The sequence below is a fragment of the Pseudomonas sp. 21 genome, from assembly GCF_000955805.1.
In the GTDB taxonomy this organism is placed as follows: domain Bacteria; phylum Pseudomonadota; class Gammaproteobacteria; order Pseudomonadales; family Pseudomonadaceae; genus Pseudomonas.
Window position 1 is genome coordinate 77,345 of sequence record NZ_JYOA01000002.1, and the last position, 19,714, is coordinate 97,058.

19 protein-coding genes are annotated in these 19,714 nt (G+C 64.7%); 2 read left to right on the forward strand and 17 right to left on the reverse strand.

Annotation, left to right across the window (positions count from 1 at the left end):
* Positions 1–259: 259 nt before the first annotated feature.
* The 16 genes from UB43_RS04760 to ccoN (UB43_RS04835) form a co-directional block, all read right to left on the reverse strand.
* Positions 260–808, reverse strand: coding sequence for an adenine phosphoribosyltransferase (locus UB43_RS04760; protein ID WP_045209111.1), 549 nt, complete (start codon positions 806–808; stop codon positions 260–262).
* A gap of 115 nt (positions 809–923) precedes the next feature.
* Complete coding sequence (anr, locus tag UB43_RS04765) at positions 924–1,658, reverse strand: transcriptional regulator Anr (RefSeq protein ID WP_024763934.1); 735 nt, start codon at positions 1,656–1,658, stop codon at positions 924–926.
* 258 nt (positions 1,659–1,916) lie between these two features.
* Positions 1,917–3,299 (reverse strand): oxygen-independent coproporphyrinogen III oxidase, encoded by a 1,383-nt coding sequence (hemN, locus tag UB43_RS04770; RefSeq protein ID WP_045209112.1) that lies wholly within the window; start codon positions 3,297–3,299, stop codon positions 1,917–1,919.
* A 72-nt stretch (positions 3,300–3,371) separates the two neighbouring features.
* Positions 3,372–4,097: a sulfite exporter TauE/SafE family protein gene (locus UB43_RS04775; RefSeq protein WP_045209114.1), complete on the reverse strand. Its 726-nt coding sequence runs from the start codon at positions 4,095–4,097 to the stop codon at positions 3,372–3,374.
* Positions 4,090–4,311, reverse strand: coding sequence for a cbb3-type cytochrome oxidase assembly protein CcoS (gene ccoS, locus UB43_RS04780; RefSeq protein ID WP_045209115.1), 222 nt, complete (start codon positions 4,309–4,311; stop codon positions 4,090–4,092). Before ccoS ends, UB43_RS04775 begins: the two co-directional genes overlap by 8 nt.
* A gap of 1 nt (position 4,312) precedes the next feature.
* Positions 4,313–6,790 carry a heavy metal translocating P-type ATPase gene (locus UB43_RS04785; protein ID WP_045209119.1) on the reverse strand — a complete coding sequence of 826 codons (2,478 nt, stop codon included), beginning with the start codon at positions 6,788–6,790 and terminating at the stop codon, positions 4,313–4,315.
* Entirely contained in the window at positions 6,787–7,332 is a 546-nt protein-coding gene (locus tag UB43_RS04790; RefSeq protein ID WP_045209121.1) for a FixH family protein, read from the reverse strand. Before UB43_RS04790 ends, UB43_RS04785 begins: the two co-directional genes overlap by 4 nt.
* Positions 7,333–7,461: 129 nt before the next feature.
* Positions 7,462–8,877, reverse strand: coding sequence for a cytochrome c oxidase accessory protein CcoG (gene ccoG, locus UB43_RS04795; protein WP_045209123.1), 1,416 nt, complete (start codon positions 8,875–8,877; stop codon positions 7,462–7,464).
* Between the two features lie 210 nt (positions 8,878–9,087).
* Entirely contained in the window at positions 9,088–10,053 is a 966-nt protein-coding gene (gene ccoP, locus UB43_RS04800) for a cytochrome-c oxidase, cbb3-type subunit III (RefSeq protein ID WP_045209124.1), read from the reverse strand.
* On the reverse strand, positions 10,050–10,241 hold the full coding sequence (locus UB43_RS04805) for a CcoQ/FixQ family Cbb3-type cytochrome c oxidase assembly chaperone (protein WP_024763940.1): 192 nt from the start codon (positions 10,239–10,241) through the stop codon (positions 10,050–10,052). The genes ccoP (UB43_RS04800) and UB43_RS04805 overlap by 4 nt, the downstream gene beginning before the upstream one ends.
* A gap of 5 nt (positions 10,242–10,246) precedes the next feature.
* Positions 10,247–10,855, reverse strand: a complete 609-nt coding sequence (gene ccoO, locus UB43_RS04810; protein ID WP_017516817.1) for a cytochrome-c oxidase, cbb3-type subunit II — start codon at positions 10,853–10,855, stop codon at positions 10,247–10,249.
* Positions 10,855–12,297, reverse strand: a complete 1,443-nt coding sequence (gene ccoN / locus UB43_RS04815) for a cytochrome-c oxidase, cbb3-type subunit I (RefSeq protein ID WP_045209126.1) — start codon at positions 12,295–12,297, stop codon at positions 10,855–10,857. Before ccoN (UB43_RS04815) ends, ccoO (UB43_RS04810) begins: the two co-directional genes overlap by 1 nt.
* A 342-nt stretch (positions 12,298–12,639) precedes the next feature.
* Entirely contained in the window at positions 12,640–13,563 is a 924-nt protein-coding gene (gene ccoP / locus UB43_RS04820) for a cytochrome-c oxidase, cbb3-type subunit III (protein ID WP_045209127.1), read from the reverse strand.
* Positions 13,560–13,751, reverse strand: a complete 192-nt coding sequence (locus UB43_RS04825) for a CcoQ/FixQ family Cbb3-type cytochrome c oxidase assembly chaperone (protein ID WP_045209436.1) — start codon at positions 13,749–13,751, stop codon at positions 13,560–13,562. Before UB43_RS04825 ends, ccoP (UB43_RS04820) begins: the two co-directional genes overlap by 4 nt.
* A gap of 5 nt (positions 13,752–13,756) precedes the next feature.
* Positions 13,757–14,365 carry a cytochrome-c oxidase, cbb3-type subunit II gene (gene ccoO / locus UB43_RS04830; protein WP_015477751.1) on the reverse strand — a complete coding sequence of 203 codons (609 nt, stop codon included), beginning with the start codon at positions 14,363–14,365 and terminating at the stop codon, positions 13,757–13,759.
* Between the two features lie 10 nt (positions 14,366–14,375).
* Positions 14,376–15,800, reverse strand: coding sequence for a cytochrome-c oxidase, cbb3-type subunit I (gene ccoN / locus UB43_RS04835; protein ID WP_045209130.1), 1,425 nt, complete (start codon positions 15,798–15,800; stop codon positions 14,376–14,378).
* Positions 15,801–15,921: 121 nt separating this feature from the next.
* Between ccoN (UB43_RS04835) and UB43_RS04840 the strand changes: the two genes are divergently transcribed.
* A complete protein-coding gene (locus UB43_RS04840) occupies positions 15,922–16,620 on the forward strand; it encodes an alpha/beta family hydrolase (protein ID WP_256204894.1) in 699 nt (232 codons plus the stop codon).
* Between the two features lie 89 nt (positions 16,621–16,709).
* Positions 16,710–17,882 carry a cationic peptide resistance protein CprA gene (gene cprA, locus UB43_RS04845; protein WP_256204895.1) on the forward strand — a complete coding sequence of 391 codons (1,173 nt, stop codon included), beginning with the start codon at positions 16,710–16,712 and terminating at the stop codon, positions 17,880–17,882.
* Between the two features lie 175 nt (positions 17,883–18,057).
* Here the strand turns inward: cprA and UB43_RS04850 are convergent, their stop codons facing one another.
* The gene (locus UB43_RS04850) at positions 18,058–19,623 is read right to left on the reverse strand and encodes a PAS domain-containing methyl-accepting chemotaxis protein (RefSeq protein ID WP_045209136.1); all 1,566 of its coding nucleotides are present in this window, start codon (positions 19,621–19,623) and stop codon (positions 18,058–18,060) included.
* Positions 19,624–19,714 lie beyond the last annotated feature (91 nt).

Sequence of the window (19,714 nt, forward strand, 5' to 3'; positions counted from 1 at the left end):
TGTTGTGCGGGAGGGCGCGCGCGGCAGGGGCGGCGACCCAGGCAAGCCCTGTCGTTAGTTCGCTATGCCACCTCTTAATGTGTCATTAGCTGATGTCATGTTCGGAGTCTTGTCGGACAATCGAAAGGTCATATGTGGCCGTGGCCGGGTCGAATCAGGCCAAGCGGGTCGCGACCAGCCATTGGATGGGGCGGTTGCGTGTGTGCGGGCGGAAACGAAAACGGGCGCCGAAGCGCCCGTTCTTATCGACAGCGGTCCGTCACTGCTCGTCGAGGGCGAAGGCAGTCAGGCTGTAGGTGGGGATCTGTGCGTCATTGAGCTTGGTCGAACCGCCCAGCTCCGGCAGGTCGATGATCGCGGCTGCCTCGAACACGCTGGCGCCCATCCGGCGCACCAGTTGGGCGGCGGCCAGCAGGGTGCCGCCGGTGGCGATCAGGTCATCGAAGATCAGCACGCTGTCGCCTTCACACAGGCTGTCGGCGTGGACTTCCAGCAGGGCTTCGCCGTACTCGGTCTCGTAGGCCTGGGCCAGCACGTCGGCCGGCAGCTTGCCGCGCTTGCGGAACAGCACCAGCGGCTTGTTCAGCTCGTAGGCGATGATCGAGCCGATCAGGAAGCCGCGCGCATCCATGGCGCCGATGTGGGTGAAGTCGGCCTCGACGTAGCGCTGGATGAAGCTGTCGGCGACGAAGCGCAGGGCTCGCGGCGACTGGAACAGCGGGGTGATGTCGCGGAACATGACGCCGGGCTTGGGAAAGTCGGGAACGGCACGGATCACGGACTTCAGGTCGAGTTGGTTGAGGATCATGCTGGATGTGCACCTGATGCGGTTTTTGCAGAGGCCAAAGTATAACGGGCCCGCCAGTCGGCGAGCCCGTTTTCGATGACCGGAAAGTCAACCAAAGGGTCAGCTTTCGTGTCTGTCAGCTTTCCAGCTGGCCGCCGGCCAGTGCGCACAGCTCGATGGAATCGAGGATGTGCACTTCCTTGCCTTCGGCGGCGATCAGGCCGTTCTGCTGGAAGCGGGTGAACACGCGGGAGACGGTCTCCACCGCCAGGCCCAGGTAGTTGCCGATCTCGTTGCGCGACATGGCCAGGCGGAACTGCTGGGCCGAGAAGCCACGGGCGCGGAAACGTGCAGAGAGGTTCACCAGGAAGGTGGCGATGCGCTCGTCGGCGGTTTTCTTCGACAGCAGCATCATCATCTGCTGGTCGTCGCGGATCTCGCGGCTCATTACGCGCAGCAGCTGGCGGCGCAGCTGCGGCAGTTGCTCGGACAGCTCGTCCAGGCGTTCGAAGGGAATTTCGCAGACCGAAGTGGTTTCCAGGGCCTGGGCTGATACCGGGTAGCTCTCGGTGTCCATGCCGGACAGGCCGACCAGCTCGCTGGGCAGGTGGAAGCCGGTGATCTGCTCTTCGCCGCCGTCGGTGATGCTGAAGGTCTTCAGCGCGCCGGAGCGTACGGCGAAGACGGAGCCGAAGGCATCGCCCTGGCGGAACAGGAACTCGCCTTTTTTCAGCGGGCGGCCGCGTTTGACGATTTCATCGAGAGCGTCCATGTCGCTGTGGTTCAGCGACAGCGGCAGGCAGAGGGGAGCCAGGCTGCAATCCTTGCAGTGCGCCTGGGGCAGGGCGCGCACTTTGATGGTTTCGGCCATGAGTGTTCCTTGAATGGGATGGCACACAAAAACCAAGGGTACCGCAGACGGCAAGCCGCGCGCCAGTTGGCGACCCGTCTGCATCGCAGGTTTCAGCGAGGGGAATGAGGGTTTACGAGGGGTGCAGCGAGGCTCGAATCCTTTCGAAAAGTGCCGGTTCAGGGCTGTTCCTACACATTGGGACTACAGACATATCCTGTAGCAAAGGGTGCGACAGTTGGCCCCGCACCGCCGGTCGCGCAAAAGGGAACCCGCGGGTCAGATGACCCGCGAGAAGCGTTGCAGGTTCTGCATCGGCAGGTAGCGGTCGAACAGCATGCACAGCGAGCGGACCAGCAGCCGGCCGGAAGCGCTCACATCGATACCGCGCGGGCCGAGGGTGATCAGGCCGTCGCGGGCGAAGCATTCGAGGTCGTCCCAGATTTCCGCGAAGTAGCCACGGAAGTCGATATTGTAGAGGTCCTCGATGACCTCGAAGTCCAGCTGGAAGTGGCAGATCAGTTGCTGGATCACCGCGCGGCGGATCAGGTCGTCCTTGTTGCAGTGCAGGCCCCGGCGAGTGGCGAGCTGGCCCTGGTCGAGAGTGTTCTGGTAGTCGGCGATGTCATTGCTGTTCTGGCAGTAGAGGTCGCCGATCTGGCTGATCGAGGAAACCCCAAGGCCCACCAGGTCGCAGTGGCCGTGGGTGGTGTAGCCCTGGAAGTTGCGCTGCAGGGTGCCGTCTTCCTGGGCCATCGCCAGCTCGTCGTCCGGCAGGGCGAAGTGGTCCATGCCGATGTAGCGGTAGCCGGCGGCTTCGAGCTGCTCGGTGGTGCGCTGCAGCATTTCCAGCTTCTGCCCAGGGGAGGGCAGGTCTTCGGCCAGGATCCGACGTTGTGGCGGGAAACGTTCGGGAAGGTGCGCGTAGTTGAACACGGACAGCCGGTTGGGCTGCAGGGCAATGACCTGCTCCACGGTGTGGGCGAAGGTGTCCGGGGTCTGTTTGGGCAGGCCGTAGATCAGGTCGATGTTGATCGAGCGGAATTGCAGGGTGCGCGCCGCATCGATGATGGCGCGTGTCTCGTCGAGGCTCTGCAGGCGGTTGATGGCCTGTTGCACCTCCAGGTTGAAGTCCTGCACGCCGATGCTGGCGCGATTGAAGCCCAGCTCGCGGAGCAGGCCCATGGTCGACCAGTCGGCCTCGCGCGGGTCGATCTCGATGCCGTAGTCGCCGAAGTCGCCCTCGACGAAATGGAAGTGGGTGCGCAATTGCGCCATCAGTTCGCGCAACTGGCCGGGGCTCAGGAAGGTCGGGGTCCCTCCGCCGAAATGCAGCTGCTCGACTTGCTGCTGGCGACCCAGGTGACGGCTGACGATCTCGATTTCATGGATGAGACGGGCGAGGTAGGGAGCGCTGCGGCCACGATCCTTGGTGATGACCTTGTTGCAGGCGCAGTAGTAGCAGATGTTCGCGCAGAACGGGACGTGCACGTAGAGCGAGAGCGGGCGCTGCGCCTTCTGGCTATCGCGCAGCGCGTGCAGCAGGTCGAAGGGTCCGACTCCTTCGTGGAACTGCACGGCGGTGGGATAGGAGGTATAGCGCGGGCCGGACAGATCGTATCGGCGTATCAGATCTGCGTCCCAGCGAATATTGTCGAGCATGCCGATGTTCCCCGGTGGCGAGCTTTTCCTGCGCAGTCTAGGGAGAGTCCGACAGAGGCCTGTTGACCTGTATCAAGCGGCTTTATGGTGGGGAAGGTCGGCGCTGGCGTGCATTTCATGGCCCATGATCCAGGCCTGGTGCGGGCCGGGGAGGGTCCACAGGCCGAAGAGAATCACCAGGATGCCGCCGGCCATGCGCACGCTGCGCTTGCGCAGCAGGGCGGTGATGCGCTCGGCGGCGAGTCCGGTGGCGAGCAGCACCGGCCAGGTGCCCAGGCCGAAGGCGAGCATCAGCAGGGCGCTGTCCACCGCCGAGCCCTGGCTGGTGGCCCAGAGCAGGGTGCTGTAGACCAGACCGCAGGGCAGCCAGCCCCAGAGCGCGCCGAGCAGCAGTGCGCGCGGCAGCGTGGCGACCGGCAGCAGGCGGCTGGCGAAGGGCTGGATGTGCTTCCACAGGCCGCGGCCCAGGGCCTCGATGCGGGTCAGGCCGCTCCACCAGCCGGCCAGGTAGAGGCCCATGGCGATCAGCAGCAGGCCGGCGATCACCCGCAGCGCCGAGGCGAACGGTGTACGCGCCACGGCCCAGCCGGCGAGGCCGAGCAGCAGCCCGGCACAGGCGTAGCTGAGGATGCGGCCGAGGTTGTAGGCCAGCAGCAGGCGCAGGCGCCGACCGCGTTGCTCCGGTGGAATGGCCATGGTCAGCGCGCCCATCAGGCCGCCGCACATGCCCAGGCAGTGGCCGCCGCCGAGCAGGCCGAGGATCAGCGCAGACGCCAGCAGAGGCGCCAGGTCAGGCATCGCGCTTGTCCTGCTTCTGGCTGGCGTGCGAGTCGTCTCCCTCGGCTTCGTCGATGCCGGCCTGGTGCTTGGGGTCTTCGTCGTCGAACAGGATGCTGTGGGCGGGCCCGTCCATGTCGTCGTACTGGCCGCTGTTCACCGCCCAGAAGAAGATCGCGATGCAGATGCCGACGATCACCATCGCGACCGGGATCATGATGTAGAGAGCGGGCATTTCAACTCCGTGGCAGCGCCTGCGCCACTTGCGGGGCGACGGGCAGGGCAGTGGTCGCTGGCGGGGCGCCGACGCCCCTGGGCAGCCGGGTCAGGCGCAGGGCGTTGAGCACCACGGTCAGCGAACTGATCGACATGCCCACCGCGGCCCACACGGGCGTGATCCAGCCGAGGGCGGCGAAGGGCAACATGAGCCCATTGTACAGCCCCGCCCAGACCAGGTTCTCGATGATTACCCGGCGCGTGCGACGGGCCAGGGCGAAGGCCTGCACCACGCTGTCCAGGCGGTTGGACAGCAGCACGGCGTCGGCGCTGGTCTTGGCGAGATCCGTTGCCGAGCCCATGGCGACGCTGATGTCGGCGGCGGCCAGCACGGGGACGTCGTTCACTCCGTCGCCCAGCATGAGCACGCGGCGGCCTTGCTGATGCAACTGGCGCAGCACCTCGAGCTTGTCGTCGGGTCGCAGACCACCGCGGCAATCGTCGATGCCCAGTTCGGCGGCGACGCGACCGACCATGGGCGAGCTGTCGCCGGAGAGCAGCAGCGTGCGCCAGCCGCGGGCGCGACAGGCGTCGAGCAGGTCGGCGGCGTCTTCGCGGATGCGGTCGTCCAGCACCAGCCAGGCGAGGGCGCCGCTGTCATCGCCCAGCAGCAGCCATTGGCCGGGTTCCTGCGGATGCTGGGGCGCGTCGCTGCCGCTCAGGGCGCAGACAAAGGATGGCTCGCCAATGCGCAGGCGACGCCCGCCGACCAGGCCTTCCAGGCCCAGGCCGGGGTGGCTCTCGACGTTCTCCGCAGGTTGCGGTGCGCGGCCGAAAGCGCGGGCGATAGGGTGTTCGGAACGGTTCTCCAGCGCGGCAGCCAGGGCCAGGCAGGTATCGCTGTCCAGCGCGCCCATCGGCCTCACTGCCCGCAGCGTCAGGCGGCCTTCGGTGAGGGTGCCGGTCTTGTCGAAGATCACCGTGTCGATGTGGTTCAGGCCTTCCAGCACATGGCCGCGGGTCACCAGCAGGCCAAGCTTGTGCAGGCTGCCGGTGGCGGCAGTCAGCGCGGTGGGCGTCGCCAGGGACAAGGCGCAGGGGCAGGTCGCCACCAGCATCGCCAGGACGACCCAGAAGGCGCGGGAGGCATCGTGCTGCCACCAGAACAGGCCGACCACGGCGGCCAGCACCAGTAAGGCGATGAGGAACCACTGCGCGGCCTTGTCGGCCAGCTCGGCGAGACGCGGCTTGTCCGACTGGGCGCGTTCGAGCAGGCGGACGATGGCGGACAGCCGGCTGTCGCCGCCCAACGCCTTGACCTGCACGGTCAGCGGGCCTTCGACGTTGAGGGTGCCGCCGGTGACGCTGTCGCCGCTCTGGCGCGGCTGCGGCAGATATTCGCCGGTGAGCAGGGACTCGTCGACGCTGGACTGGCCGTCGAGGATCAGGCCATCGGCGGGTATCACCGCGCCGGGCTGCACCAGCACGCGGTCGCCGACGTTCAGTTCACTGAGCAGTACGCGGCTGCTCTGGCCGCTGTCGTCCAGGCGCAGGCAGGAGGCGGGCAACAGGTTGACCAGTTGTGCGGTGGCGGCGGCGGTGCGTTCGCGGGCTCGGCGTTCGAGGTAGCGGCCGGCGAGCAGGAACAGGGCGAACATGCCGACGGCGTCGAAGTACAGGTCGCCATGGCCGGTGACAGCGGTCCAGATGCCGGCCAGGTAGGCGCCGCCGATGGCCAGGGAGACCGAGACATCCATGGTCAGGTGGCGGGTGCGCAGGTCGCGCACGGCGCCGCGGAAGAATGGCTGGCAGGAATAGAAGACGATGGGCGTGGTGAGGAACATCGCCACCCAGCGCAGGATTTCGTGCAGCTCGGGGCTCAGGTCGATGTTGAATTCCGGCCAGGTGGCCATGGTCGCCATCATCGCCTGGAACCACAGCAGGCCGGCGACGCCCAACTGGCGCAGGGACTTGCGGTTTTCCTGGTGCAACTGTTCGGCGGCGCGGTCCGGCTGGAAGGGGTGCGCGGCGTAACCAATGCGGCGCAGTTCGGCAAGCAGCTCGCTCAGTGGCAGCTCGCTGTCGGACCAGCGCACATGCAGGCGGTGGTTGGACAGGTTGAGGCCGGCTTCGGCAACGGCGGGCAGGCCCTTGAGGTGCTTTTCGATCAGCCAGCCGCAGGCGGCGCAGCTGATGCCTTCCATGATCAGGGTGGTCTCGGCCAGTTCGCCCAGGTGCTGGACGAAGGGCTGCTGCACGTCGGGGCGGTCGAACAGCTTCAGCTCATCGGCGAGCTGTTCGGGCAGGGCGTCAGGGTTGGGCGCAGCTTCGGTGCGATGGCGGTAATAGCCTTCCAGGCCGCCGGCGACGATGGCCTCGGCCACGGCCTGGCAGCCGGGGCAGCAGAATTCGCGGGGCTCGCCCAGGACGGGCGCAACGAAGCGGCTGCCGGGGGGAACCGGCAACGCGCAGTGGTAACAGAGCAGCGCGGCGCTCATGGGCGCTCGGCTTCATCTCCGCTGAGGGGCTCGTCGCCGAGGTCGAAGGAGCCGCCGGGGGCGACTTTCTCTTCCTCGAACAGACGCCAGGTCTTGCCGTTCTCCTCGCCGAGCAGCTCGACGAAGCGGCGACCCTTCACGGCGGCGTCGAGGCTGGCGGTGTAGCGGCCAGGCTCGGCGGGGCTGGCGCGCAGTTCCAAGTGCTTGTCCTGGGATTCCAGGGTGGGGGAGAGCAGGTTCAGGGTGAGCGTGGCCGGACGGCTGTCGCCGGTGAGGCGCAGGTCCACTTCGCCGGTCAGCTCGTCGAAGCTGATCTTGGCGCGCAGCTTGAGTTCCTGGGCCAGGTGCTCGCGGTCGAGGGAGCGGTTAATACCCTTGCCGGCCTCGTAATAGTTGTCGCTGACCAGGGAGTCCTGGTTGTTCACGGCGATGTTGACCATCGTCAGGCTGAGGAAGATCGAGGTGGCCAGCATGGCGATGATGATCCACGGCCAGAGGTGCTTGTACCAGGGTTCCACGGGTGTCTTCATGGCCGATTGCATGGTCTCTTTTCTCTCGCTGGCAGCGCCGCCAGGGGCGCTGCCCGGTGAAGGGGCGGGCAAATTCTACGTGCTTCGGTCGGTGCTGGCACCCCATGCGCAACATGGGGTGCCAATTCGTTCAGCGTTGGTTCAACGAACGCGTGGGCCGATGAAGCGGCTGGTGGATTCCTTGCTGATGGACGGGTCGTCCACCGACTGGATGGTGAAGCTGATCTCGTTGGTGGTGGAGGGCAGCTTCTCCGGGTCGATGGAGAGTTCCACCGGCATGCTGAAGATGTCCCCGGCCGCGACCGAGATTTCCTTCTTGCCTTCCAGGATCAGGCCATCCATGCCCTTGGCGCTGAGCACGTAGGTATGGTCCTTCTGGTCCTTGTTCATGACCTTCAGGCTGTACACGTTCTCGATGCGGCCTTCGGCGTTCTCGCGGTACAGGACACGGTCCTTGCTGACGTCGAAGCCCACCAGCGGGCGGATGACGACGGCAGTGACCAGCAGGCCGATCATGATGCACAGGGCGATGGCGTAGCCGATCAGGCGTGGACGCACCAGATGGGTTTTCTGCCCTGACAGGTTGTGCTCGGTGGTGTAGCTGATCAGGCCGCGCGGGTAGTTCATCTTGTCCATGATGCTGTCGCAGGCGTCGATGCAGGCGGCGCAGCCGATGCACTCGATCTGCAGGCCGTCGCGGATGTCGATGCCGGTCGGGCAGACCTGTACGCACATGGTGCAGTCGATGCAGTCGCCCAGGCCCTGGGCCTTGTAGTCGACGCCTTTCTTGCGCGGGCCGCGGCCTTCTCCGCGACGCGGGTCGTAGGAGACGATCAGGGTGTCCTTGTCGAACATCACGCTCTGGAAGCGCGCGTAGGGGCACATGTAGATGCACACCTGTTCGCGCAGCCAGCCGGCGTTGCCGTAGGTGGCGAGGGTGAAGAAGCCGACCCAGAAGTAGGCCCAGCCGTCGGCCTGGCCGGTGACCAGGTCGCTGAGCAGGTCGCGGATCGGGGCGAAGTAGCCGACGAAGGTCAGGCCGGTGACCAGGCCGATCAGCAGCCAGAGGCTGTGCTTGGCGAACCGGCGCAGCAGTTTGTTGCCGCTCATGGGCGCCTTGTCGAGTTTCATGCGCTGGTTGCGGTCACCCTCGGTGACTTTCTCGCACCACATGAAAATCCAGGTCCACACGCTCTGCGGGCAGGTGTAGCCGCACCAGACGCGGCCGGCGAACACGGTGATGAAGAACAGGCCGAAGGCGCTGATGATCAACAGGCCGGAGAGAAGGATGAAATCCTGCGGCCAGAAGGTCGCGCCGAAGATGTAGAACTTGCGCTCGGGCAGGTCCCAGAGAACCGCCTGGCGACCGTTCCAGGTCAGCCATACGGTGCCGAAGTAGAGCAGGAAGAGGAGGGCGCCCCCGGCCATGCGGAGGTTGCGGAAGAACCCGGTAAAGGCTCGGGTGTAGATCTTTTCCCGGGAGGCATAGAGGTCGACGCTTTCACCCTTGCCCTTGGTGGGCGGAGTGACGTCCTGGACCGGAATTTGTTTGCTCATCAGTGCATTCCACGGCAGCGGGAGGGCGCCCTGTCGATACATGCCGAGAGGGTCAGAAATATGCTTGCACGCCTAACAATGATACGGCGTGGAGGGTGTTGCAACCGTGCGACAGTTGGTCGCGCAAGGAATTATGGATCCAGAAATAGAGCGGCGCCGGTGTAGAAACCGGCGCCGCTGGGTGTCGCTATGGGTGTAGGAAAGAGAGGCTTATTCGGCGCTCTTCTCACCTTCGCCATGGGACAGGCTGTACACGTAGGCAGCGAGCAGGTGCACCTGATCTTTGCCCAGACGCTCCAGCTGAGCCGGCATCTGGCCCTGACGGCCGTAGCGGATGGTCTGCTGCAGTTGGGCGAAGCTCGAGCCGTAGATGAACGCGGCCGGGTGGGTCAGGTTCGGTGCGCCCATGGCCGCAGTGCCTTTGCCTTCAGCGCCGTGGCAAGCCACGCAGTTGGTGGCGAAGATCTTCTGGCCGTTGGCGACCTGGTCGTCAGTCACGCCTTCGGGCAGCTTGCGGCCGTCCAGCTTGGTGGTGACGAAGGCTGCTACGTCGTGAACGCCGGCATCGCCGATGACTTCGCCCCAGGCCGGCATGGCCGCGTGGCGACCGCCTTCGATGGTGGCGATGATGTCCTTCGGCTCGCCGCCCCAGCGCCAGTCGGCGTCGGTCAGGTTGGGGAAGCCGTGGGCACCCTTGGCGTCGGAACCGTGGCAGACCGAGCAGTTGGACGCAAACAGGCGGTTACCCATTTTCAGGGCCTGCTCGTCCTTGGCCACTTCCTCGATCGGCATGGCGCCGAACTTGGCGTACAGAGGGCCGTACTTCTCATCGGCCTTGGCCATTTCCTTTTCCCACTGGTGCACACCGGTCCAGCCTTTTTCGCCGTTGGCGAATTCGGCCTGGTCCTGGTAGCCCGGCAGCAGGCCTTTCCAGTTGCCCAGGCCCGGGTACAGGGCCAGGTAGGCGAGGGCGAAGATGAAAGTGGCCACGAACAGCATGAACCACCACTTCGGCAGCGGGTTGTCGTACTCCTCGATGCCATCGAAGGCATGGCCGACGGTTTCATCGGTGGCTTCGTTGCGCTGACCGCGACGGGTGGCGAACAGCAGCCACGCCAGGGCGAAGATGGTGCCCAGGGTAAGTACGGTGACGTACAGACTCCAGAAGGTTGTCATTCTTTGTTGCTCCTAGAAGCTTGCTCTTGCTCGACGTGCTTTTTGGCGACCGGGTCATCCGCGAAGGGCAGCAGGGCGTCTTCGTCGAAGCGCTCCTTGCGTTTGCCGCCATAGGCCCAGAGCAGGACGCCGACGAAGGCGACCATGACTACTACAGTGCCGATACCGCGAATGGTCCCGATATCCATCACTGTCACCGTTTGCTCTTGATGATGGTGCCGAGGCCTTGCAGGTAGGCGACCACAGCGTCCATCTCGGTCTTGCCTTTGACGGCATCACGAGCACCGGCGATGTCTTCGTCGGTGTAAGGCACGCCCAGCGTACGCAGGGCTTCCATTTTCTTCGCGGTGTCCTTGCCGTCGAGCTTGTTCTCCACCAGCCAGGGGTAGGAGGGCATCTTCGATTCCGGCACTACGTTGCGCGGGTTGTACAGGTGCGCGCGGTGCCAGTCGTCGGAGTAGCGGCCGCCGACGCGGGCCAGGTCCGGACCGGTACGCTTGGAACCCCACAGGAACGGGTGGTCCCAGACGCTTTCGCCGGCGACGGAGTAGTGGCCGTAGCGCTCGGTCTCGGCGCGGAACGGACGGACCATCTGCGAGTGGCAGCCTACGCAGCCTTCGCGGATGTAGATGTCACGGCCTTCGAGTTCCAGCGCGGTGCGCGGCTTCATGCCTTCGACCGGCTTGTTGGTCACGTCCTGGAAGAACAGCGGAACGATCTGGGTCAGACCGCCGATGCTCACCGCAATGACCATGAAGAAGGCCAGAAGGCCGATGTTCTTCTCGACTACTTCGTGCTTCATCAGTGAGCTCCTACAGCGGGGATCTGGGCAGCGGCATCGGCGTCAGCCTGTTTGAAACCGCGCACAGTACGGAAGGTGTTGTAGGCCATCAGCAGCATGCCGGAGGCGAAGAAGGCGCCGCCCAGTGCACGGACGATGAAGCCCGGGTGGCTGGCCTGCAGGGCTTCCACGAAGGAGTAGGTGAGGGTGCCGTCGGCGTTGATCGCACGCCACATCAGGCCCTGGGTGATGCCGTTGACCCACATGGAGGCGATGTACAGCACGGTGCCGATGGTGGCCAGCCAGAAGTGGGCGTTGATCAGGCCAACGCTGTGCATCTGCTCGCGGCCGAAGACCTTCGGAATCAGGTGGTACAGGGAGCCGATGGAGATCATCGCAACCCAGCCCAGAGCGCCAGCGTGTACGTGGCCGATGGTCCAGTCGGTGTAGTGCGACAGGGAGTTGACGGTCTTGATCGCCATCATCGGGCCTTCGAAGGTGGACATGCCGTAGAAGGCCAGGGAAACCACCAGGAAGCGCAGGATCGGGTCGGTGCGCAGCTTATGCCAGGCGCCGGAGAGGGTCATCATGCCGTTGATCATGCCACCCCAGCTCGGAGCCAGCAGGATCAGGGACATCACCATGCCCAGGGACTGGGCCCAGTCCGGCAGAGCGGTGTAGTGCAGGTGGTGCGGGCCGGCCCAGATGTACAGGGTGATCAGCGCCCAGAAGTGCACGATGGACAGGCGATAGGAGTAGATCGGACGCTCGGCCTGCTTCGGAACGAAGTAGTACATCATGCCGAGGAAGCCGGTGGTCAGGAAGAAGCCCACGGCGTTGTGGCCGTACCACCACTGGATCATCGCGTCGGTGGCGCCGGCGTAGACCGAGTAGGACTTGAACCAGGTGACCGGCAGTTCCGCGCTGTTGACGATGTGCAGCATGGCGGTCACCAGGATGAACGCGCCGTAGAACCAGTTGCCCACGTAGATGTGCTTGGTCTTGCGCTTCATCACGGTGCCGAAGAACACCAGTGCGTAGGTCACCCAGACGATGGCCAGCAGGATGTCGATCGGCCACTCCAGCTCGGCGTACTCCTTGGAGGAGGTGTAGCCCAGCGGCAGGGTGATGCCGGCCAGCACGATCACCGCTTGCCAACCCCAGAAGGTGAAGGCCGCGAGGCTGTCGGAGACCAGGCGGGTCTGACAGGTGCGCTGTACGACGTAGTAGGAAGTTGCGAAGAGAGCACAGCCGCCGAAGGCGAAGATCACCAGGTTGGTGTGCAGCGGACGCAGTCGGCCGAAGCTGGTCCAGGGCAGGTCCAGGTTCAACTGGGGCCAAACCAACTGTGAGGCGATGTAAACACCCACCCCCATTCCAAGTATCCCCCAGACCACCGTCATGATGGCGAACTGGCGGACGACCTTATAGTTATAAGCAGTCGGACTGATTGCTGTGCTCATTCTAAGGTTCCACGGTTTTTGGATTTTATGGACAAAAAAACGGCGGCAAGTATGGAGAAAGCAGGTGGCCATTGCAACGCGTCGGGCCTTGGCGCGAAGCCGGTTCGACGCCTGCTTCGGAGCGCTTTGCGCCGCTGTTTGCCGCTCGTTTCGGCTCGCTCGTACCAACCTGGGAAGTGGGTCAGGTTAGTCGTATTGCAGGTTTGCGAATGGAATTCAGCTTAGACGTGAACCGGAAGGGTGTGAAGAAAGGAGATAGAGAGGGTGCGACACTTCGTCGCGATATTGCGGAGGTAAGAAACTCGCGCCCGTTTTAGCGGGCGCGAGTTGGGGGCGGGGAGTTTACTTCGCCTGGCCGGAAATGTTGTAGATGTAACCGGCGAGAATGTGCACTTTGTCTTTGCCCAGGTACTGCTCCTGCGCCGGCATCTGGCCCTGGCGGCCGTGACGGATGGTCTGCTGCAGTTGCGCGTAGCTGGAACCGTAGATGAAGGCGCCCGGGTGAGTCAGGTCAGGCGCACCCATGATCGGGTTGCCCTTGCCTTCCGGGCCGTGGCAGGCGACGCAGGTGGTGGCGAACAGCTTGCCGCCGTTGTCGACGTTGTCCGCGGTCACGCCGTCGGGCAGCTTGCGACCGTCCAGGTTGGCGGTGACGAAGGCAGCCACGTCCTGAACACCTTTGTCGCCCAGCACCTCGCCCCAGGCCGGCATTGCGGCGTGGCGGCCACCGAGGATGGTGGTCTCGATGTCCTGGGCGGTGCCGCCCCAGCGCCAGTCGCTGTCGGTCAGGTTCGGGAAGCCGGCCGCGCCTTTCGCATCGGAGCCATGGCAGATGGAGCAGTAGGTGGCGAAGAGGCGCTCGCCCATTTTCATGGCTTGCGGGTCCTTGGCAACTTCTTCCACCGACATGGCGGCGTATTTGGCGAAGATCGGGCCATATTTCTCCTTGGCCAGGGCTTCTTCACGCTCCCATTGTTTGTCTTGCGTCCAGCCGCCGTCGTAGCCCGGCAGTACGCCTTTCCAGTTGCCCAGGCCCGGGTAGAGCACCAGGTAGCCGGCGGCGAAGACGATGGTGCCGACGAACAGCAGGAACCACCACTTGGGCAGCGGGTTGTCGTACTCCTCGATGCCGTCGAAGGCGTGGCCCATGGTCTGGTCGGTGGTGTTCGAGGACTGCCCGCTACGGGTGGCGAATACCAGCCACAGCAGGGCGATCAGCGAGCCGACTGTTAAAACGGTGATGTACAGACTCCAGAAGGTAGTCATGCGTTGTTGCTCCTAGAAGCTTGCTCTTTCTCAGCGTGCTGCTTGGCTACCGGGTCATCCGCGAAAGGCAGCAGCGCGTCTTCGTCGAAGCGCCCCTTGCGTTTGCCGCCGTAAGCCCAGAGCAGTACGCCGACGAAGGCAACCATCACGATGACGGTGCCGAGGCCGCGAATGGTCCCGATATCCAAGGTTGTCACCGCTTGTTCTTGATGGAGGTGCCGAGGACCTGCAGGTACGCGACTACCGCGTCCATTTCGGTCTTCCCTTTGACGGCGTCGCTGGCCCCAGCGATGTCGTCGTCCGTGTAGGGCACGCCCATGACACGCATCACTTCCAGTTTCTTCGCCGTGTCCTTGCCGTCGAGTTTGTTCTCGACCAGCCAGGGGTAGGCGGGCATCTTCGACTCCGGGACCACGTTGCGCGGGTTGTAGAGGTGCGCACGGTGCCAGTCGTCGGAGTAGCGGCCGCCGACGCGGGCCAGGTCCGGGCCGGTACGCTTGGAGCCCCACAGGAATGGGTGGTCCCAGACGCTTTCACCGGCGACGGAGTAGTGGCCGTAGCGCTCGGTCTCGGCGCGGAACGGACGGATCATCTGCGAGTGGCAGCCCACGCAGCCCTCGCGGATGTAGACGTCACGGCCTTCCAGTTGCAGGGCGGTGTAGGGCTTCATGCCTTCCACCGGGGTGTTGGTCACGTCCTGGAAGAACAGCGGGACGATCTGGGTCAGGCCGCCGATGCTCACGGCGACGGCCATGCACAGGGCCAGCAGGCCGACGTTTTTCTCAAGTACTTCGTGTTTCATGTCGGACTCCTCAGGCCATCTGCGCCGCGGCTTGCATTTCGGCCGGCTTGGCGGCCGCTACGGTGCGCCAGACGTTGTAGGCCATGACCAGCATGCCCAGCAGGAAGATGGCACCACCGATCATCCGCACGATGAAGCCGGGGTGGCCGGCGGCCAGGGCTTCGACGAAGGAGTAGGTGAGGGTGCCGTCGGAGTTCACTGCGCGCCACATCAGGCCCTGGGTGATGCCGTTGACCCACATGGAGGCGATGTACAGAACGGTACCGATGGTGGCCAGCCAGAAGTGGGTGTTGATCAGGCCCACGCTGTGCATCTGCTCGCGACCGAAGACTTTCGGGATCATGTGGTACAGCGAGCCGATGGAGACCATGGCTACCCAGCCCAGAGCGCCGGCGTGTACGTGGCCGATGGTCCAGTCGGTGTAGTGGGAGAGGGCGTTGACGGTCTTGATGGCCATCATCGGGCCTTCGAAGGTGGACATGCCGTAGAAGGCCAGGGAGACCACCAGGAAGCGCAGGATTGGGTCGGTGCGCAGCTTATGCCAGGCGCCGGAGAGGGTCATCATGCCGTTGATCATGCCGCCCCAGCTCGGAGCCAGCAGGATCAGCGACATCACCATGCCCAGCGATTGCGCCCAGTCCGGCAGCGCGGTGTAGTGCAGGTGGTGCGGACCGGCCCAGATGTAGACGGCGATCAGTGCCCAGAAGTGCACGATGGACAGGCGGTAGGAATAGACCGGACGCTCGGCCTGCTTGGGTACGAAGTAGTACATCATCCCCAGGAAGCCGGCGGTCAGGAAGAAGCCCACGGCGTTGTGGCCGTACCACCACTGGATCATGGCGTCGGTGGCGCCCGAGTACAGCGAGTAGGACTTGGTCAGGCTGACCGGGATTTCCAGGTTGTTGACCACGTGCAGGATCGCCACGGTCAGGATGAAGCCGCCGAAGAACCAGTTGCCCACGTAGATGTGCTTGGTCTTGCGCTTCATCAGCGTGCCGAAGAAGACGATGGCGTAGGAAACCCAGACGATGGTGATCAGGATGTCGATCGGCCATTCCAGCTCGGCGTACTCCTTGGAGGAGGTCATGCCCAGCGGCAGGGTGATGGCAGCCAGGAGGATCACCAGCTGCCAACCCCAGAAGGTGAAGGAAGCGAGCGGGCCTGCGAACAGGCGGGTCTGGCAGGTGCGCTGCACCGAGTAGTAGCTGGTGGCGAACAGTGCGCAGCCGCCGAAGGCGAAGATCACCGCGTTGGTGTGCAGCGGACGCAGGCGGCCGAAGCTCGTCCACGGTAAGCCGAGGTTAAGGTCCGGCCACACCAATTGCGCGGCGATCAGGACACCGACGGCCATGCCGACGATCCCCCACACCACTGTCATAATGGCGAACTGGCGGACCACCTTATAGTTATAAGCGGTCTGATTGGTTGTGCTCATTTATGGGCTTCCATCCACGGTTATGGGCTATGCCCATCCCGGCAAGGTTTTTTACGGCTTACGGCGTATGCCGCCCCTCCCCCTTGGGATAGGTACTAATTCGGAATTAGCGGAGTGAAGGATGGATAAAGGCACTTCCCGGAATATTGATTCGGATCAATTGGCACCTGAGACCCCTGTCGCGGGCGCCTGCGGTCCTTTGTCGCTGCTGCGGAACCCGCCACGGCGCGAACTGTCGGCGACGCTGGTTCTGGCGCATGGAGCGGGGGCGCCGATGGACAGTCCGTTCATGGACGACATGGCTGCGCGCCTGGCCGAAAGAGGTATCTCGGTGGTGCGCTTCGAGTTTCCCTATATGGCTATACGCCGGGAGGACGGAAAGCGGCGTCCGCCGAACCCGCAGAAGCAGTTGCTCGAGTGCTGGCGGCAGGTTTATGCGCAGGTTCGCGCCGAGGTACCGGGCAAGCTGGCAATCGGCGGCAAGTCCATGGGCGGGCGCATGGCCAGCCTGTTGGCGGACGAATTGGGTGCGGATGCACTGGTCTGTCTCGGCTACCCGTTCTATGCCGTCGGCAAGCCGGAGAAGCCGCGGGTGGCCCACCTCGCCGATCTGCAGACGCCCACCCTGATCGTCCAGGGCGAGCGTGACGCGCTCGGTGATCGACCCACGGTCGAGGGCTATGCCTTGTCGCCGGCGATCCAGTTGCACTGGCTCGCCGCAGCCGACCACGATCTCAAGCCACTCAAGGCTTCCGGGCTGACCCACAAGCAGCATCTGGAAAGTGCCGCCGCCAGGATCGAAGCTTTTCTATTGCCCTAATCGGCCCTTAATGCAGGCGTTCCTATCCTCGCCGGCGTCGGCTCCCCGCAGTCGACGCCCCGCTTCCAGAGGACAGGCCGAAAGCTGCCATGAACCCCGATTACGCTGACCGCATTGCCACCCAACCCTTCCGTTACACTCCCGGCGCCGCGCACAGCCTGTTGCTGACGGGCGCCACGGGCTTTCTCGGCGGCTCCGTTGCCGCTCACCTGATCGCCGATGGCCACAGCCCGGCGCTGCTGTTCCTGGTCCGCGCCGAATCCCCTGAGCAGGGCCTGGAGAGGCTGCGCGACAACCTGCGCCTGCACTGCGTGGCGGAGAGCGTGCTGGAGAGCTTGCACGAGAGCCAGATCCTCTGCGGCGACCTGCTGGACACTGCCTGGATGCAAGGTGCGCGTGCCCGTCTGATGCGCGTGGAGCAGGTGATCAACTGCGCGGCTGTGGCGTCCTTCTCCAAGAACCCGAGTATCTGGCCGGTCAACGTCGAAGGTACCTTCGCCTTCGCCAGGTTGCTCAGCCAGTCGCGCAATCTCAAGCGCTTCCTGCATGTCGGCACGGCCATGTGCTGCGGGCCGCAGCGAGAGTCGCCAGTGCGCGAGTCCTGGGATTTCCCGGACAGCGAAGAGCAACTGGTGGACTACACCGCCTCCAAGGCCGAGATCGAGCGGCGCATGCGTGAGGAGCTGCCGCAATTGCCGCTGGTGGTGGCGCGCCCCTCCATCGTGGTTGGGCACCGCGAACTGGGCTGCCGCGCGTCGGGGAGCATTTTCTGGGTGTTCCGCATGGGCTTCGCCCTGGAGAGCTTCACCTGCGGCCTGGACGAGCAGATCGACGTGATCCCGGTGGACTACTGCGCCGAAGCGCTGGTGGCCCTGGCGCTGAAGCCGACGCTGAGCCACAGCCTCTACCACATCTCCGCCGGACACGGTTCGGCGTGCACCTTTGGCGAGATCGATCGCGCCTATGCCGACGCTCGCGGCGAGGAGCCCGTGGGTGAGCGTTATCGCAAGGTCAGCAGCGAGGACCTGCGTGAGCTGGCCGGCAGCTTCGAGAGCCGCATCGGCAAGGCCAATCCGCGCCTGGTGTTGCGGGCGTTACGCCTGTACAGCGGCTTTGCCGACCTCAACTACCTCTTCGACAACCAGCGCCTGCTGGACGAAGGCATCGCCGCGCCACCGCGTTTCACCGACTACGTGGACGTCTGTGTGCATTCCTCGCGGGATGTCAGCATCCCGGCGCAGATGCAGTGGGACTTCAAGTAGCCGGCTGAAGGCTGCGGGTGGGTATGCGCTGTAGGAGCGAGCTTGCTCGCGAACCCGGCCCCGTCGCGGAGCTGTTCGCGAGCAAGCTCGCTCCTACAGGTGCCGCTGCGGGACAGCGGCGTAGGGCGAATAACCCAGAACAGGTTATCCGCCCTGCGGATGGCCGGAATGGCCTCTAGCGGTTGAACCGCTCCACCAGCGAGTACTGGCGGTGCGCAGTTTGCGTCAGCTCCTCGCTGAGCAGTGCGGTGCGCTGGGCCTCGCCGGAGGTCTGGTCGGCCAGGTTGGCGATGGTGCTGATGTTGCGGTTGATCTCTTCGGCCACGGCGCTCTGTTCCTCGGCGGCGGCAGCGATCTGGGTGGCCATTTCGGTGATGTTGGCCACTGCGTCGCTGATCCCCACCAGCGCGTTGTCCGCCTGCAGCACGCGCTCCACGCCTTCGTCGGCCTGGCGGCGGCCGGAGTCCATGGCGCGCACCGCCTCGGTGGCGGTGTTCTGCAGGTTGGCGATGAGCTGGTGAATCTGCCCGGTGGATTCGGCGGTGCGCTGGGCCAATTGGCGTACTTCGTCGGCCACCACGGCAAAGCCGCGGCCCATCTCGCCGGCACGGGCGGCTTCGATGGCGGCGTTGAGCGCCAGCAGGTTGGTCTGGTCGGCGATGCCCTTGATCACGTCCACCACGCCGCCGATCTGCTCGCTGTCGCGGGCCAGTTGGCTGACCGCTTCGCCGGTTTCGCCCACGGAGCTGGAAAGGCGCTGCATGGCCTCGCGGGTCTCGGCGGCGATCTGCCGGCCTTCGGTGGTCAGGTTGTTGGCCTGGCGGGTGGCGTCGGCGGTGCGCTGCACGTTGTCGGCCACTTCCTGGGTGGTCGCAGCCATCTGGTTGACGGCGGTGGCTACCTGCTCGGTTTCCTGGCGCTGGCGGTCCAGCCCGGCGGAGCTGTGGTGGGCCAGGGAGTCGGCTTCGCGGGCCTGCTCGGTCAGGGTTTCGGCGGTGTCCTGCAGACGGGTCAGGCAGGTCTTCAGCCGTGCTTCCTGGCTGAGAATGGACATTTCCAGACGCGCCTGTGCGCCACGGCTGTCGGTGTACATCTGTGCGATCAGCGGGTCGGATGTCGTCTGCTCGGCCAGGCGCAGCAGGCGCTTGAGGCCGCGCTGCTGCCAGCCAAGGCCGGCGAGGCCCAGCGGGATCGAGAGCAGCGCGGCGAGCAGGAAGCCCCAGTGGGAGTTCAGCCAGACGCCGATGAGGAAGCCGATCTGGCCGATCAGGATGAACGGCAGCCAGTCCAGCAGCACCGGCAACCAGCGGTCACGGGTGGGGATGGCCGACTTGCCGGCATTGATCCGTGCGTACAGCGCCTCGGCGCGGCGTACCTGCTCGGCGGTGGGCTTCACCCGCACCGACTCGTAGCCGACGATCTCGTTGTGCTCGTACATCGGCGTGACGTAGGCGCTGACCCAGTAATGGTCACCGCTCTTGCAGCGGTTCTTGACGATGCCCATCCATGGGCGGCCTTTCTTCAGGGTCGTCCACATGTGTGCGAACACCGCCGCTGGTACGTCCGGATGGCGCACCAGGTTGTGCGCCGCACCGACCAGCTCCTCGCGGGAGAAGCCGCTGATGGCGCTGAAGGCGTCGTTGACGTAGGTGATGACACCGCGGGCGTTGGTCGTGGAGATCAGCCGCTGTTCGGCGGGGAAAGTGCGTTCACGCTGGGTGATCGGCTGGTTGTTGCGCATCAGGCTGGGATCTCGGAGAAAGGCGGATTGGTACGTCTGTCCAGCTTATCGGCCGCTGGATCGGAAATTTGATGGCGATCACAAAAAAATG

Bases quoted from the DNA above. Each gene is read 5' to 3' on its own strand.
- UB43_RS04760 (WP_045209111.1), bottom strand. From the start codon at position 808: ATGATCCTCAACCAACTCGACCTGAAGTCCGTGATCCGTGCCGTTCCC.
- anr (WP_024763934.1), bottom strand. From the start codon at position 1,658: ATGGCCGAAACCATCAAAGTGCGCGCCCTGCCCCAGGCGCACTGCAAG.
- hemN (WP_045209112.1), bottom strand. From the start codon at position 3,299: ATGCTCGACAATATTCGCTGGGACGCAGATCTGATACGCCGATACGAT.
- UB43_RS04775 (WP_045209114.1), bottom strand. From the start codon at position 4,097: ATGCCTGACCTGGCGCCTCTGCTGGCGTCTGCGCTGATCCTCGGCCTG.
- ccoS (WP_045209115.1), bottom strand. From the start codon at position 4,311: ATGCCCGCTCTCTACATCATGATCCCGGTCGCGATGGTGATCGTCGGC.
- UB43_RS04785 (WP_045209119.1), bottom strand. From the start codon at position 6,790: ATGAGCGCCGCGCTGCTCTGTTACCACTGCGCGTTGCCGGTTCCCCCC.
- UB43_RS04790 (WP_045209121.1), bottom strand. From the start codon at position 7,332: ATGCAATCGGCCATGAAGACACCCGTGGAACCCTGGTACAAGCACCTC.
- ccoG (WP_045209123.1), bottom strand. From the start codon at position 8,877: ATGAGCAAACAAATTCCGGTCCAGGACGTCACTCCGCCCACCAAGGGC.
- ccoP (WP_045209124.1), bottom strand. From the start codon at position 10,053: ATGACAACCTTCTGGAGTCTGTACGTCACCGTACTTACCCTGGGCACC.
- UB43_RS04805 (WP_024763940.1), bottom strand. From the start codon at position 10,241: ATGGATATCGGGACCATTCGCGGTATCGGCACTGTAGTAGTCATGGTC.
- ccoO (WP_017516817.1), bottom strand. From the start codon at position 10,855: ATGAAGCACGAAGTAGTCGAGAAGAACATCGGCCTTCTGGCCTTCTTC.
- ccoN (WP_045209126.1), bottom strand. From the start codon at position 12,297: ATGAGCACAGCAATCAGTCCGACTGCTTATAACTATAAGGTCGTCCGC.
- ccoP (WP_045209127.1), bottom strand. From the start codon at position 13,563: ATGACTACCTTCTGGAGTCTGTACATCACCGTTTTAACAGTCGGCTCG.
- ccoO (WP_015477751.1), bottom strand. From the start codon at position 14,365: ATGAAACACGAAGTACTTGAGAAAAACGTCGGCCTGCTGGCCCTGTGC.
- ccoN (WP_045209130.1), bottom strand. From the start codon at position 15,800: ATGAGCACAACCAATCAGACCGCTTATAACTATAAGGTGGTCCGCCAG.
- UB43_RS04840 (WP_256204894.1), top strand. From the start codon at position 15,922: ATGGATAAAGGCACTTCCCGGAATATTGATTCGGATCAATTGGCACCT.
- cprA (WP_256204895.1), top strand. From the start codon at position 16,710: ATGAACCCCGATTACGCTGACCGCATTGCCACCCAACCCTTCCGTTAC.
- UB43_RS04850 (WP_045209136.1), bottom strand. From the start codon at position 19,623: ATGCGCAACAACCAGCCGATCACCCAGCGTGAACGCACTTTCCCCGCC.